Source organism: Mycobacterium sp. G7A2 (genome assembly GCF_041902445.1).
Classification (GTDB): Bacteria; Actinomycetota; Actinomycetes; order Mycobacteriales; family Mycobacteriaceae; genus Mycobacterium.
Genome location: NZ_CP169251.1, coordinates 966,723 through 981,236, shown reverse-complemented (window position 1 = coordinate 981,236; position 14,514 = coordinate 966,723). Strand labels below are relative to the sequence as shown.

12 protein-coding genes are annotated in these 14,514 nt (G+C 64.7%); 2 read left to right on the top strand and 10 right to left on the bottom strand.

The window, feature by feature from the left end; translation table 11 throughout:
* Window positions 1-16: 16 nt before the first annotated feature.
* The 8 genes from ACEWX3_RS04830 to ACEWX3_RS04795 are packed head-to-tail and all read right to left on the bottom strand — an operon-like array spanning window position 17 to window position 9,216.
* On the bottom strand, window positions 17-1,540 hold the full coding sequence (locus ACEWX3_RS04830; RefSeq protein WP_374158799.1) for an MCE family protein: 1,524 nt from the start codon (window positions 1,538-1,540) through the stop codon (window positions 17-19).
* Window positions 1,540-2,769: an MCE family protein gene (locus tag ACEWX3_RS04825; protein WP_374158798.1), complete on the bottom strand. Its 1,230-nt coding sequence runs from the start codon at window positions 2,767-2,769 to the stop codon at window positions 1,540-1,542. Before ACEWX3_RS04825 ends, ACEWX3_RS04830 begins: the two co-directional genes overlap by 1 nt.
* Window positions 2,769-4,235, bottom strand: a complete 1,467-nt coding sequence (locus tag ACEWX3_RS04820; protein ID WP_374158797.1) for an MCE family protein — start codon at window positions 4,233-4,235, stop codon at window positions 2,769-2,771. The genes ACEWX3_RS04825 and ACEWX3_RS04820 overlap by 1 nt, the downstream gene beginning before the upstream one ends.
* Complete coding sequence (locus tag ACEWX3_RS04815; protein WP_374158796.1) at window positions 4,232-5,314, bottom strand: MCE family protein; 1,083 nt, start codon at window positions 5,312-5,314, stop codon at window positions 4,232-4,234. Before ACEWX3_RS04815 ends, ACEWX3_RS04820 begins: the two co-directional genes overlap by 4 nt.
* Entirely contained in the window at window positions 5,314-6,345 is a 1,032-nt protein-coding gene (locus ACEWX3_RS04810; RefSeq protein ID WP_374158795.1) for an MCE family protein, read from the bottom strand. The genes ACEWX3_RS04815 and ACEWX3_RS04810 overlap by 1 nt, the downstream gene beginning before the upstream one ends.
* Complete coding sequence (locus ACEWX3_RS04805) at window positions 6,342-7,535, bottom strand: MCE family protein (protein WP_374158794.1); 1,194 nt, start codon at window positions 7,533-7,535, stop codon at window positions 6,342-6,344. The genes ACEWX3_RS04810 and ACEWX3_RS04805 overlap by 4 nt, the downstream gene beginning before the upstream one ends.
* A 10-nt stretch (window positions 7,536-7,545) precedes the next feature.
* Window positions 7,546-8,394 carry an MlaE family ABC transporter permease gene (locus ACEWX3_RS04800; protein ID WP_374158793.1) on the bottom strand — a complete coding sequence of 283 codons (849 nt, stop codon included), beginning with the start codon at window positions 8,392-8,394 and terminating at the stop codon, window positions 7,546-7,548.
* A 9-nt stretch (window positions 8,395-8,403) separates the two neighbouring features.
* Window positions 8,404-9,216 carry an MlaE family ABC transporter permease gene (locus ACEWX3_RS04795; RefSeq protein WP_374158792.1) on the bottom strand — a complete coding sequence of 271 codons (813 nt, stop codon included), beginning with the start codon at window positions 9,214-9,216 and terminating at the stop codon, window positions 8,404-8,406.
* A gap of 211 nt (window positions 9,217-9,427) precedes the next feature.
* Here ACEWX3_RS04795 and ACEWX3_RS04790 point away from each other — a divergent pair, with 211 nt between their 5' ends.
* Complete coding sequence (locus ACEWX3_RS04790) at window positions 9,428-10,246, top strand: SDR family NAD(P)-dependent oxidoreductase (RefSeq protein WP_374159783.1); 819 nt, start codon at window positions 9,428-9,430, stop codon at window positions 10,244-10,246.
* A 45-nt stretch (window positions 10,247-10,291) separates the two neighbouring features.
* Window positions 10,292-10,744: a hypothetical protein gene (locus ACEWX3_RS04785; RefSeq protein ID WP_374158791.1), complete on the top strand. Its 453-nt coding sequence runs from the start codon at window positions 10,292-10,294 to the stop codon at window positions 10,742-10,744.
* A 234-nt stretch (window positions 10,745-10,978) separates the two neighbouring features.
* On the opposite strand, the gene ACEWX3_RS04780 is transcribed toward ACEWX3_RS04785, so the two are convergent.
* Both ACEWX3_RS04780 and ACEWX3_RS04775 read right to left on the bottom strand, forming a co-directional pair.
* Window positions 10,979-12,250, bottom strand: a complete 1,272-nt coding sequence (locus ACEWX3_RS04780; RefSeq protein WP_374158790.1) for a dihydrolipoamide acetyltransferase family protein — start codon at window positions 12,248-12,250, stop codon at window positions 10,979-10,981.
* Window positions 12,250-14,436, bottom strand: a complete 2,187-nt coding sequence (locus ACEWX3_RS04775) for an alpha-ketoacid dehydrogenase subunit alpha/beta (protein WP_221354445.1) — start codon at window positions 14,434-14,436, stop codon at window positions 12,250-12,252. Before ACEWX3_RS04775 ends, ACEWX3_RS04780 begins: the two co-directional genes overlap by 1 nt.
* Between the last annotated feature and the right edge of the window lie 78 nt (window positions 14,437-14,514).

The following is a 14,514-nucleotide window of genomic DNA, read 5'->3' as shown; positions in this document are numbered from 1 at the left end:
TCCGTGCCCATATCGGCTACTGAGGCAGAAGGTCTCGCCAACTTTGTGGCGCTCTGTCACCGAGATTGGTCTGCGTGAACACTTCGCCACCGGGTGTTGAGTACTGGCCGCTTTGCGGGTTGTAGGTCGCAACGGCGACCGGCGGGCCGTCCTCCCGTTGACCGAAGCTGCTCGGTGCCGCAGGCACAGCTCCTGGTCCCGGCGCCGGAGCGCGATTCGGCTGCTGCGGCGGTGGCGGGGTCCCTTGCAACGGCCCGAAGATCTGGTCACTGAAGTCGATGCGATCATCCGGCGGTACACCCTGGGCGAGGAGTCCCGGATCGATCGGGTACGGGCCCAGCACGTGCTGGCGCATCGCCAAGGGCTCGAAAGGCTTGTCACTCTCGCAGATTTCGACCGTGGGCGCGCGTTTGCCCGGCTGTTCCATGCAGGGAAAGTTGCGGGTTCCCCGCACCCCGATCGGCGAGTCCTGCGGCAGTTTGCAATACAGGCCGTCTGGCGTGTCCACATCGCTGAGGTCTGCCGGTGAGCGCCATGACGACGGCGGCAGGAATCCGACTGTGCACGCCGGTGGATCGCCCAGCGTCAGGGAGAACTCCGACAAGGCCATACCGGTGGGATTGTTCAGCGAGGAGCCGTACGACTGCGTCGCGGCCAGATACGGAGGGAGCAACACCAGCAGCTGCTCCAACGCCGGGTTGTACGTGACCCCGATCTGCCCCACCGTCGTCAGGTTCGCCAGGAGAACCGGCAACGTCGGCTTCACCTGAGTCAGCAGACGCGACGCTTCGTCCGCGGTTCCCGGGCCCGTCCGCAGGATGGTGCGAACCGCCGGGTCGTTGGCCTGGACCTGTTGGGTGATCCCAGCGAGGCTGCGAGCCCACGTGTCGATCGCATCGACGCTTTCTGCCTGTCCGTCGAGAAGCGGACGACCTTCCTCGACGAGAGTGCGCAACTGGTCACCGGTGACATTGGCGTCGGCCGCCAGCCGGGACGACGAATCAAACAACGCACCAAGGTCCTGGCCGGTTCCGTTCAATGCCCGGAACGATTCGTCCAGCAGTCCACTGAGCTTACCTTGCGGAATGCTCTCCACCAGGGCGCTCATCTGGTCGAGCATCGGTCCCACCGCGGGGGGGATCGAGTCGTTGTCTGCGGCGATCACCGAACCGTCTTCCAAATAGGGCCCGCTGTCGGACGCGGGGACGAGGTCGACGTACTGCTCGCCGACCGCCGAGACGCTACGCACGTTGGCTTGCAGGTCAGCCGGAATCCGCGGCGAGGTATCCAACGACATCGTGACCGTGACACCTTCACGCGTCGGACGAATATCGGTGACCTTGCCTACTTGGGTTCCTCGGTAGGTGACGTTGGAGAACTCGTAGAGCCCGCCGGTCGTGGGCAGTTGGAGCTTGACGCTGATGCGGCCGAACCCAAGCAATACCGGCGCCTGCAGGTAGACGAACACCATCGTGCCCACCCCGACCACAGAGGCAATCGTGAAGATCAAAAGCTGAATTCGAACAAACCGGGTCAGCATCAGTTACCTCCTCCGGTCAGGGCCGGAGCGGGGGTTGCGGGCTCGGCAGGCGCGGCGGCGCCTGCCGAAGGCGCGTCCATCAGCGGCGGTGGCGTCGCGACCTGCGCCGGAATCGGCGTCACCGGCGCTTGCAGCGGGTCCAGCGTGTACGACGAGTACCACGGGTCGCCCGGCGCAGGGACCATCGAGGCGTTCGCATCACCCCACCGGGTGCCCAGCAGGATGCCTCGCTTGAGCCTGGGGATCGTGAAGTCGAAGACAATGAACTGATTCATGTAGTCGCCGCGGATGCCACGGTCGATGAACTCCTGCGTGTACGGATAGGTCGGGAGGTACCCGAGGGCGGTCGCCAAGTCGGGTCCGATGTCGGCCAGCGCTTTGATGGTCGGCTCAAGGTTGGTCAGATTGCGCACGATGTCATCCTGCGAATCGTTGATCAACTGCGTCGCAGTAGAACTGAACACACCCAACTTCTCCATTGCCGTGGTGAAGCGCGGACGCTGCTGGTTGAGCACATCCAGGGCAGGCGGGATCCGCTCAAGAGCCTCGGTGAGCACTTCCCGCTGGCCGGCGAACGTCCTCGCCAGCCGATTCAACGCATCGATCGTCGCGACGATGTTGTCGCGCTGCGCGTCCAGCATTCCGACGACGTTGTTCATCCGGGTCAGCAGGTCTCTGATCTGGATCTGACGGCCGTCCAACGCGGCGTTGAAGTTTCCGATGATGTCACCGATCTGGGTCAGCCCTCCGCCGTTGACGACCAGCGACAGCGACAACAGGGTCTGCTCGGTGGATGGATACGTCGACGTCCTGTCGAGGACCACGGTCGCGCCAGGCTGGAGCCGGCCCGACGGCTCCTCCCCCACCGGCGGGTCGAGGGCGATGTGCATCGAACCCAACAGGCTGGTTTGGCCGACGGTCGCCACCGCGTTGGCGGGGACGACGACGTCAGGTTTGACCGACACGTCCACATCGGCGTGCCAGTCGTTCACGGTCATCGTACGCACCGCACCGACGACGACGTCGTTGAACAGGACCGGCGAATTCGACTCCAACGTACCGACGTTGGCGATCTGGAGATGATACGTCACTGCGCCTGCGCCGGTGCCTACGGTGCCGGGCAGCGGAAGTGAGTTGAGGCCGTCGAATGTGCAACCGGAGGTGGTCACGGCGACACAAACAGCGATCGCGGCCCATGTGCGCGCCGTACTGCGGGGATTGCGCGGCATCACGGGGCTCCTTGCTGCGCTGGGGCGGCTTCGGCGGGCAGCAACATCTCGTTGATGCTGCTGGGCCCGGGCGTCGCTGCGGGTGGCGGCGGTACGCCGGGCGGAATCGGCGCGCCCGGGTACAGGGCCGGCTGTGGGTTGGCGGGCAGCCCATGTGGCGCGTAGGCGCCAGGCGGGTGGGCGGGATCAGACCACCCCGGTGGCGGCGGAACGTCACCGATGCCGGTATAGGCCGACACCGCAGGCGGCACCTCGGCCGGCCCAGGCGCGGTTCCCCCGCCGCCGGGCGCGATCGCCGGATCAGAGTAGACGATGTTCTGCGGCGCCGGACCCAGATAGGCGTTGAACGGCAGCGGTAGGTAATTGAAGTTCATCAACCGCAACGCCGGTCCCAAGTACTGCGCGCACGCTTTCCCGGATTCTTCCGCCGTGACGTTCTCGACCGCGGCGATGGAGGAGCAGATCAATGTCACGGGATTGGCGAAGTTGTTCATCGCGAACGAACCGCGCGGGCCACCGGAATCCGGATTGTAGATGTTGTAGCCGTTGACGAGCGCGTTCGGCGCCGCGTGCAGGATGTTCTTCACGACCATGCTGTCGTCAGCGAGCACCTGCGTGACGTTGGCGAGGCGCTGAACCTGTTCGGCGGTCTGATCTCTCGAACCCTGGATGAAGCGCTGCACCTCACCGACGGCCTCCGAGAGCGTGGTGATGGCGGAGTCCAGTTCGGTGCGGCTTCCGTTGACCACGCTGGTCACGTCGGCGAGCCGGTCCTGAAACTGAACGATCTGAACATTGCTATCCCGCAACGCGGTAACAAAAACCTGCAGGTTCCTGATGACTTCCGCGATGTCACCGCTGCCCTCCCCGAGGACGCGGCCGACCCCCGAGAGCTGGCTGATGGTCTCCCGCAGCTTTTCGCCGTTACCGGCCATGGCGTCGGCAGTGGTGTCGATGAAGCGTCCCAGCGACGTCTCGGACAGGCCGGTGCCGGGGCCTAGCTCGGCTGCCAGTCGGGTGAGCTGTTCCTTGATCTCATCCCATTCCACCGGCACCGCGGTGCGGCTCTGGGGGATCTCGGCGCCGTCGCTCATAATCGGCCCACTCGTCTCAGGTGTGGCGCCCCAGGCGGGCGTCAGCTGGACGTAACGGGCCGATACCAGGTTCGGTGCCACGATGATTGCCTCGGCATCGACCGGGATCGGGATGTCGCGGTCCACGGCCAGCGTCAGCTTGGTCCGGGTCCCCTGCGGTTCGATGTCCTCGATGGTCCCGACCCGGACACCGACGACCCGGACCTCATCCCCGGCGTAGATGGCGGTAGCCGAACGGAAGTAGGCCGTGATAATTTTCGGGCCGAAGAACTGCTGATACGCCGCGAGTCCGGCCCCAATCACAGCCAACGCCACCAACATGACCGCCAGCAGCGGCCGGAGGCGTGACCGCCGCATCCGATCTACGCTCATCGTGAGCCTCCGGGGATTCCGTTGTACGGGAACGGGAACTCGGCACGCGGGCCGGCGTTGTCGGGAGGCTGCCCTGCGTCGGTACCTCGACGGAATCCGAGAGCGTAGTCGAGGAAAGGTTGGATCGCCGGGCCGGGGAGCAGGTTGGAGGCGAAACCGTTGTAGTAGAACCCGTTGTTGACCGCCTCCCCCTGGGTCACCTGATACTTCGCGAGGCCCTTGAGCGACGCCGAAATGTTGTCGCGGTTGCGTTCGAGCATCTCGGAGACGGTGTTGAGCTTCTCCAGGGTAGGGGCGAGCTCCTGTTCGTTGTCTGCCACCATGCCGGTTAGTTGTCGGGCCACTGCAGTTGTGCTGGCAAGCAGGTTCACGATGGCATAGCGGCGCTCCTGGAGGACCGCGAGCAGGTCGTTCGCGTTGAGGATCAGGGAGTTGACCTGGTTGCTGCGCTCCGAGAGCACGCCGGTGACGTCCGACGCGGCCCTGAGCAGGCTGCTCAACGATTCGTTGCGGGTGTTGAGCGATTTGGAGAGGCGGGTCACTCCGTCGAAGGTGGGCGCCAGCTGCGGCGCGATCCTCTCGATGGTGTCCGAGAGCGTATCCAGCGACTGGTTGATCGCGGCGGTGTCGGTGGCGGCGGTGTTGGAGGTGAACTCGCCGACGGCATCGGTCAAGGAATACGGAGATCCGGTTTGTGACAGCGGGATCACCCCTCCCGCACCGAGACTGCGACTACCGGCCGGTTCGAGGTCCAGGACCCGTTCACCCAGGACGGTGGCGATGCCGATGCTCGCCGTGGTGTCGCTGCCGATCGGTACCGCGCTGTTGACTGAGAACGTCACCATGGCCGCACCCCGCTCCAGGGTGATGTCGGAGACGGTACCGACGGTGACACCTGAGACCTTGACGTTGTTACCTGCGGACAATCCGCCGGCCTCGGCGAACACGGCTTGGTATCGGACTGAGGTCGCCATTGCCCACAGCTTCTGAGGTTGCAGACCCACCATGATGACCAGGGCGATGAGCACGACGCCGATGAAACCGGCCCGCACGAGTGAAGAACCACGATATTTCTGCATTACGGCTCGGCGCACCTTCCGGTGTTCTGGATGACCCACGGGAAATGGGCTGTGCGGCCCTGCAGATCCGATACCCGAATCGAAATGCCACAAAGATAGAGGTTCAACCAGCTGCCGTAGGAGCCGAGCCGAACCAGTTTGCGGTAGTTCTGCGGGGTCTTCTGCAACACGAGATCCAGCCGGGCCAAGTCGGTTTCGTTGGCGAGCAGCGGCGCTGTGCGGTTGATCTGATCGACCGTACCCGCCAGGGGTGGCCGCGCTTCGGTGAGCAGGCTGGCCAGCGAAGCCGTCCCGGCATCGAGGGCGTTGATCGACTCTCCGATGGGGTCGCGATCCTGGGCCAGGCCCGTTGCCAACCGTTCGAGCTGATCAACAGCTCCGGAGAACTTTTCGCCGTCCTTGGCCACGGTGGCGAGCGTGTCGTTGAGGGTGTCGATGAGCGCTTCGACGGTCTGACCGTTGTCGGCCAGGGTGTTGGTGAATGACGAGGTCCTGGCGAACAGGGACTCGAGGTTGCCGCCCTGCCCCTGCAGGACCTGGATCAGCGAACTGGTCAGTGCGTTGACGTCGTCGGGGTTCAACCCCTGGATGACGGGTTTGAGCCCGCCGAGCAACAGGTCGAGGTTCAGCGCCGGCTCGGTCCGGTTCTGGCCGATGCGCGAACCAGGTTCCTGGATTCGTGTGGAGCCGGGCTGGTCGAGCAGTTCGAGGTAGCGGTCTCCGACGAGGTTGAGGTAGCGCGCCGCGACCCGCGTGCTCTCGGTCAGCCTGACGTTGTCGTCTGCGTCGAACTCGACGATGACGGTGTTGTCGTCCTGCAGTTCGACACCTCGGACGGTTCCGATCCGAATTCCCGCCACCCGCACGGAATCTCCGGTCCGCAGACTGGAGGAATCGGTGAACACTGCCGAATACCGATTCGTCGAGCTCGACCGGTACTGCCCGAAGATGACGAACAGTCCAGCCGTCAACACCACCATGACGAGCCCGAAGATCCCGAACTTGATCGCCGATCTGCCCACGCTCGTCATCCCGGTTGTCCGATCTGTGGGGTGTTGCGAGGAGGTCCGTCGATCGGTCCGAAGAGAAGTTGCTTCAGGCCATCAGAGTTGAGCACGATTCCCTGGTTGCCGTACTGCGCTGGGTTGGCGCCCACGTCGGCGACAACGAACGGCGGGCTCTTCTGGAACGGAACCTTGGGCAGGTCGGTGCATTGTGGTCCACCGGAGGCAGCGACCTTGGGGAGGTTCTGTGGGTACCGGTATCGCTCCTGGCCGAGCACGATGGTCTGCAGGAGGAGACCGCCGGGCACCGGGGTACCGGGCGCTTTCGCGAGCTGAACTGCACCGCCCAGTCCGCAATTGAGGGCTTCGTGGTATTGATTCGTCAGGTCTGTGGTGGGCACTAGCAGGTCCATCACGGTCGTGATCGCCTGGCGATTGCCACCGATGACCTCATTGCCGTTGTCGGCCAACCCGATCACGCTGACGAGCAGCCTGTCCAGGTTGTCCTGTTCGTCGACGATCGACTGGCTGATTTGCGTCGTCGCCTCAATCGTGCTGACCAACTCGGGGGCGACGTCGGCGTAGATGTTGAGCACCTGCGGAGCCGTCGCGAGCTCGTGTTCCATGGAGGGAAGGCTCGGCTCGATCTTGGCGAGAAACCCGTCGAAGTCGGCCACCGTCTGACCGATTTGATCACCGCGGCCGCTGAAGGCGGTGGCCAATGCGCCCAGTGTCTCGTTGAGCTTTGCCGGTTCGATCTTGGCAAGCACCGTCGAGAGCTGCTCGAAGACTGTGTTGATCTCGACGGTGACATGGTCGGCGTCGAGCACCTGACCGGCCTGCAATGACTCCGACGACGGGTCGGCGGGTGGCACCAACTCGACGAACTTGGACCCGAAAACTGTCGATGAAGCGATGTCGACGTTGACATTGGACGGGATGATGTCCATGAAGGATGGGTTCATCGCGAGGCGGATGGCAGCCCGCCCGTCCGGTAGGGACTCGATCGAGTGCACCGAACCGACCTGCGCACCGTGAAGTTTGACCTTGGCGTCGGGATTCATCACCAGACCAGCCCGCTGGGACAGCACGGTGACAGGAACAGTGGTGGTGAAGCTGCCGCGGAACAGACCGACGGCGAGTCCGACGACAGCCGTGAGGGCGACCAGGGTCGCCACACCGATCAACGGCTTTCGCACGCTTGGTTGCATCGCCATCCGGTAGCCCCTACCCCGACAGGTTGAAGTTGCCGTTGGAGCCGTAGATCGATAGCGACACCAGCAGGGTCACCGAGATCACGACGATCAGAGAAGTCCGCACCGCGTTACCCACCGCTACCCCGACTCCGGACGGTCCACCGCTGGCAAAATAGCCAAAGTATGTGTGCACCAACAGGACTGCCATGGCCATCAAGATGGCCTGCAGGAACGACCACAGCAGGTCCTTCGGATTCAGGAATGTGGTGAAGTAGTGGTTGTACAGTCCAGCCGACTGCCCGAACAGGACAACGGTGGTCAGCTTGCTCGCTGCGAAGGACAGCATCACCGCGATCGAGTACAGCGGCGTGATCGCGATCATTCCGGCCACGATCCGGGTACTCACCAAGTATTCGACGGGGCGGATTCCCATCGTCTCCAGGGCATCGATTTCCTCGTTGATCCGCATAGCACCCAGTTGTGCAGTGACACCCGCTCCGAAGGTCGCGGCGAGTCCGATTCCGGCCACCACCGGTGCCGAGATGCGCACGTTGATGAACGCGGCGAGGAACCCCGTCAACGCTTCGATGCCGATGTCACCCAAGGAGCTGTAGCCCTGGACCGCGAGCGTGCCGCCGGCCGCCAGGGTCAAGAATCCGACGATGACGATCGTGCCACCGATCATGGCCAGGGTGCCTGCACCCATGCTGATTTCGGCTACGAGTCGGATGATCTCCTTGCGATAGTGAACGGCCGCGTGGGGAACCCCCGCGAGGGCCCTGCCATAGAACGAGGTGTGATCGCCGATGCGGCTCAGAGTGTCCACCGGACGTCGGATCTGCCGGCTCAGACGTGGATAAAGGGTGCGGGTCGCTGCCATGATCGCGGGCTACCCGGAGGTCATTCGGATGCCGATAGCGGTCACCACGACGTTGACGACGAAGAGTGCCATGAAGGCGTACACCACCGTTTCGTTGACGGCGTTGCCCACCGCCTTCGCGCCGCCGCCGCTGATACTCAACCCGCGGTAGCACGCGACGAGACCTGCGATCAAGCCGAAGAGTGCGGCCTTGACACACGAAATGATGACCTCGGGAACACCGGTCAACAACGTGATACCAGCTGCGAAGGCACCGGGGTTGACGCCTTGGATGAAGATCGAAAAGAAGTAGCCACCTAGGATTCCGATGATCACGACCAAGCTGTTGAGCAGCAAGGCGACCAGTCCGGACGCCAGCATCCGGGGCGTGACCAGACGCTGAACCGGGTTGATTCCCAGCACTTCGAGCGCGTCGATCTCCTCACGAATCGTGCGCGAACCCAGATCGGCGCACATCGCCGTCGCTCCTGCTCCCGCAACGATCAGCACGGTGACCATCGGCCCGACCTGGGTGACGGCGCCGAAGGCGGCGCCTGCGCCGGACAGGTCGGCGGCCCCCAACTCTCGCAACAAGATGTTCAAGGTGAAGCTGACAAGCACGGTGAACGGAATGGCCACCAGCAGGGTCGGCATGAGGGCGACGCGAGCAACGAACCAGGACTGCTCCAGGAACTCCTTGCCCTGGAACGGCCTCCGGAAGAGGAACTTCACGGCATCAGCCGACATGGACAGGAGCCCCCCGACCCCCTGCATCGGCGCCATCACACCAGAACCGAGTAAAGGGATCCCCGGGGACCAGCGGTCCGCGGCCTTGTTCGCCATGTGCCGCAGAACCTCCATCGATGACTCAACTGCAACTCCGCCGTTGCGGCCAGAGACACGTTGGCAGGTCGACATGACGTAGAACACATCGCGTCCCATCCACCGGGAACCGGGCCACGATGGGGCCGAATTGCACGTGAAGTTAGACAGCCGATGCCAGAGTCGGTGATCAATGCCGCAGAAATTCGACAGGAGCTGTGTTGTGACCGCTATGTCCGCGGAGTCGTCCCTCCCACTGCGCTACGCCGGACGACGGGTGCTCATCACCGGCGGCGGATCGGGGATCGGGCAAGCGTGCGCGCTGCGCATCCTCGCTGAAGGTGGCCACGTCGTTGCCGCCGACATCAGTAGTGAAGGGCTCGACGACACCTCCATCAAAGCGAGCACTCATGGCGACCGCCTGACGACTGTCGTCATGGATATCAGCGACGAGGATGCCGTTGCTGCGGGCGTAGCTGAGGCCCTCAACACGCTGGGTGGCTTGGACACGTTGGTCAATGCCGCCGGAATACTGCGCTCGGCGCACCTCGCACAGACGACGCTCGCCGACTTCGAGCAGGTTCTGCGTATCAATCTCATCGGGACGTTCCTCGTCACCCGAGAATGCATCGCGGCGCTGCACGAAGGCCGCCACGCCGCGGTGGTGAACTTCAGCTCCACCTCGGCGCAATTCGCCCACCCGTATATGGCCGCCTACGCGGCCTCCAAGGGAGGTGTGTTGTCGATGACACATTCTTGGGCCATGGAGTTCGCAAAGGCGGGTATCCGCTTCAATTCCGTACAGCCAGGGTCAATCTCGTCGGGCATGACTGATGGCACCGGGTCCTCGCGCCAAAGCGTCGGTCCGGGCCTGCCCGAGGACTCGGACTACGCCCTGTTCGGCAAGGTGGCGCCGATGCTGCCACTCGACGGAGGCGCGATCTTCGCCCGGCCGGATGCGGTGGCCGGCGTGGTGGCGATGCTGGGCAGCGATGACGCCTACTTCATCACGGGCACCGAGGTACGCATCGACGGTGGCTCGCACATGTGAGGCGGCGCGTCAGCAGGATCGGTGAGGTCAGCGGGGAGGCATGAAATGAAGGTCAGCACGTCGTTCTGGGTACTGCTCGTCGTCGCCGCGGCCCCGGTGTCCCTGGCATCGCCGTCGCACGCCGCTCCGTTCTTCGCCAACTATTCGCTCAACGTTCAGGGACGATACGACTTTCATACCTGGACGTGGGCGGTGAGCTACTGCATCCCGGACGTGCCGGACTGTCGACGCATCGACGCGATACCGATGCCCGTCGCAAAGGCATTTGAATATAGCGGCAACGCGCACCTCATCGACGGTCGCTACACGCTGGCTGTCGATGTCCCGGATGGTTTGCGTTGCGGCAACGTCTATTACGGACCGGTCATCGCGACTCACGACGTCTACACCTGGGACGCGACCACGCTGCAAGGGACGCTGAACTCCTCATTCGCCGCAGGCTGCGACGGGGCGCCGGGCGGCACGTTCACCTATCCCTTCTCGCTGGTGCGACTCTGAACTGTGCCTGCAGCAGTGAGTCCTTGGTCAATTCGAGGGGACTGGACGGGACGGGTGATACCCGATTCGAGACCCTCACGTAGACCGTCGACTACCGTGTCCTGACTCGCACCCTCAACCGACCCGGGCATCCACGACGTGTGGAGCACCGCGCCCGCTCTCGAGATCAGCGGCATGTGTCACGAGACGCGAACCATGCGGCAATTCGCCAGTTGAGTACGGCGACTCCGCATCTCAGATCAGGATTGCCAACGGATTTTCCATCCGCCGGACGAACGCCGCCATCCATCGCGCGGCGACAGCACCGTCGATGACACGGTGGTCGGCCGACAGGGTCACCGTCATCACGGTGCCGACGGCCAGTTCGCCGTCGAGCACCACGGGTTTCTGCGAGGCCGCTCCGACCGCGAGGATGCCCGAATGGGGCGGGTTCAGGATGGCTGAGAATGCGTTCACCCCGTACATGCCGAGGTTGGACACCGAGAAGCTGCCGCCCTCGAGTTCCTGTTGCTTGATCTTGCCGGTGCGGGCGCGCGCAGCAAGATCGGCCACCTGCGCCGAGACCGCCGACACGGACATCGTCTCGACTCCACGCAGCACCGGAGTGAGCAGACCACCCTCGACGGCGATGGCCACCGCGATGTCGACACCGTCGAACCGACGGATCGAGTCGGTGTTCCAGATCGCGTTCGCCTCGGGCACTTCGAGCATCGCCCCGGCCACCGCCTTGATCACGAAGTCATTGACCGAGATCTTGGTGGTACCGGCCGCGTTGACCGACGCCCGCAGCTCGAGTAACGCGTCGACCCGACAGTCCTGGGTGACGTAGAAGTGCGGCACCGTCGTCTTGCTCTCCGTGAGACGACGCGCGATCGCCTTGCGCATCCCCGTCAAGGGGATGTCGACATGGCCTGACGCAGCGGCCGCAGACGGGGCGGCCGCGGGCGCCTCCTCCGGCGGCACCGCGGTGGAGGACGGGGACGCCTGGCCGGCCGAAAGCCGCTCCACGTCACGGCGCACGATGCGGCCGCCCGGCCCGGTTCCGGTCAGCGTCTCGAGGTCGATCCCTCTTTCTCGGGCGATCTTGCGCACCAGAGGTGTCGCGAACAGACGGCGGCCGTTGGTGTTGACAGGGGCGTCGGTGACCGTTTCGATCACCGGCGCAGCGGATTCCGGATCTCGCGGCGACGCGGCGGTGACCGACGAGTCCGGGTTTCGCTCCGCCGCCTGGGTGGTTGAGGCCGGATCGAGGTCTGCAGCGTCCTCATCGGGCGCGGCCACCACAGCGATCGGCTCACCCACAGCGATGGTGGTTCCCGGTTCGGCGATCAGGCGCGCCAGAATGCCCTCGACCTCGGCGGCGTATTCGACCACCGCCTTCTCGGTCTCGATCTCGGCGATGGGGTCACCGATGCTGATCTGCTGTCCGACCGACACCAGCCACGTCTGGATGATCGCCTCACCGGTGTTGGCCAACACCTCCGGCATCCGCACCACGGTGGCCATCAGCGCTGCCCCATTCCGACGCGGACTCGTTCCAGACCGGCGACGATCTCCTCGGTCCCCGCGATGGCGGCTCGCTCGAGGACCTTGGAGATGCTCGGCGAGGCCTCCTCACCGCTGACCCGCTCGACGGGCTGGTCCAGCCAGTCGAACAGTCGGCGCTGGATCTCGTCGGCCAGCCAGCCGCCGTAGGAACTGCCCCGCGCCCCCTGTTCGACGATCAGCACGGCGTTCGTCTTGCGCACGCTCGCCTCGATGGTCTCCCAATCCAGAGACGCGCGGTCGAGCCAGCGCAAATCGATCAGCTCGGCGTCGAGGCCGGTCTGTTCGATCGCCTCGGCGCAGCGCGCCACCATCGACAGGTAGCTGATCACTGTGACGTCGGCACCGGCGCGCCGGATCGCCGCCCGCCCCGGCGGGATGATGTAGTCCAACTCGACGTCGGGCACCTTGTCGGCGATCGGATAGAGGTCGACGTGTTCGATCACCAGCACCGGATCCTGCAGCGCCAAGGCCGCGTTCATCAGACCGACGTAATCGGCCGCCGTCGACGGGGCGACGATCCGCCAGCCGGGACTGGTGGCGAAGATGCCGGCCGGGTCCATCAGGTGCTGCGACCCGTATCCGGATCCCATCGCCACTTTGGTGCGCAACACGAACGGCACCGGATTGTCGCCGCCGAACATGTGCCGAGCCTTGCCGATCTGGTTGAACACCTGGTCGGCGGCCACCCACATGAAGTCGGGGTACATGAATTCCACCACCGGCACGAAGCGGCCGTCGAGCGCCAGCCCACCGCCCAGGCCGGTGAAGGCGTTCTCACTGATCGGAGTTCCCACCAGCCTATGCTCGCCGTACTTGGCCAGCCCTTTGGTCGCACCGTTGGTACCGCCGCCCAGGCGGTGTACGTCCTCCCCGAAGATGACGATGCGCTCATCGGTCGCCATCCGGCGGTCCATCACCGCCGCCACCGCAGCGACGAATCGAGTGTCCCGCCAGTTGCCCTGGTAGCTGGTGGGTTCGAGAACCTCGAGCGAGTCCAATTCGCTGGCGTCGCCGCGCACCCCGACGTTGACGAAGCCCGGATCCGGCCATAGGTCAGGGCGGATCCGCCGCTTGCCCTCGGTTCCGGGATCGGGTTCGAGAAGGTGGGAGACCGCTTCGGCCATGGCCTGCTGACACTGCTTGCGCAGTGCGGCCACGCCGTCCTCGTCGATGTGGCCGAGCTTGATCATCTCGGCGGCCGTCCGGTCCAGCGGATCGCGGCTGCGCCATTGCGACTCTTCGGTCTTGTCGCGGTAACCGAAAGCGCTGCCCGGATAGGGACCGTTCTGGTGGAAGAACCGGTACACCTCGGCCTCGATCACCGCGGGCCCCTGGCCGCTGCGCATCCGTTCGGCCGCCTGCTCGGTGGCCAGGTGCACCGCGAGTGGATCCATTCCGTCCACCCGCCACCCAGGGATCCCGAAACCCTGGCCGCGCACCGACAGACGCGGGTCGGCAGTGATCTCGTCGACGCGGGTCGAGACCGCGTACAGGTTGTTCTCGATGAAGAAGCAGAACGGCAGCCGCCAGGCGGCCGCCAGGTTCATCGTTTCCAGCACCGACCCGATCTGACTCGAACCGTCACCGAAATAGCTGATCGTCAGATCCGTCGTGTCGCTGTGCTTTTGCGCCCACGCGTTGCCCGCCCCCATCGGCACCCCGCCACCGACGATCGCGTTGGTGCCCAGCGCCCCGGCTTCGAACCACTGCAGGTGCATCGATCCCCCGCGGCCGCGGCAGTAACCCTGCGCGAGGCCCAGAATCTCGGCGAGGGTGCGCTGCAACACCCGCTGGATCTTGGGGGTGATCGGCGCCGCGGGGTCGATGACTCCCCCGGCGACGTGAGTGAGGGCCTTGGCCAGGAACTGGTGGTGGCCGCGGTGGGATCCATTGACCGCATCGCTGGAACGCAGCCCGACGATGGATCCAACGGCGCCGCCCTCCTGCCCGATGCTCGAGTGCGCGGGCCCGTGCACCAGGCCCTCGCCCGCGAGTTCCAGCACGGTTTCCTCGAAGGCCCGGATCAGGTGCAGTTCGGCGAGCATCGTGCCCAGAAGCACCGGGTCAGCGGCTTTCCAGTCTTCTTCGGTGGTGGCGAGCTCGATCCATGGCGAACCCGTTTCCAGGCGGCTTTCGGTTGGCATGGCCCTCTTCTCCATCGACCGGACATCCACTGTCGCCAGATGTGACGTACGCCCCAACAGTAACGTTATTGGATCCAC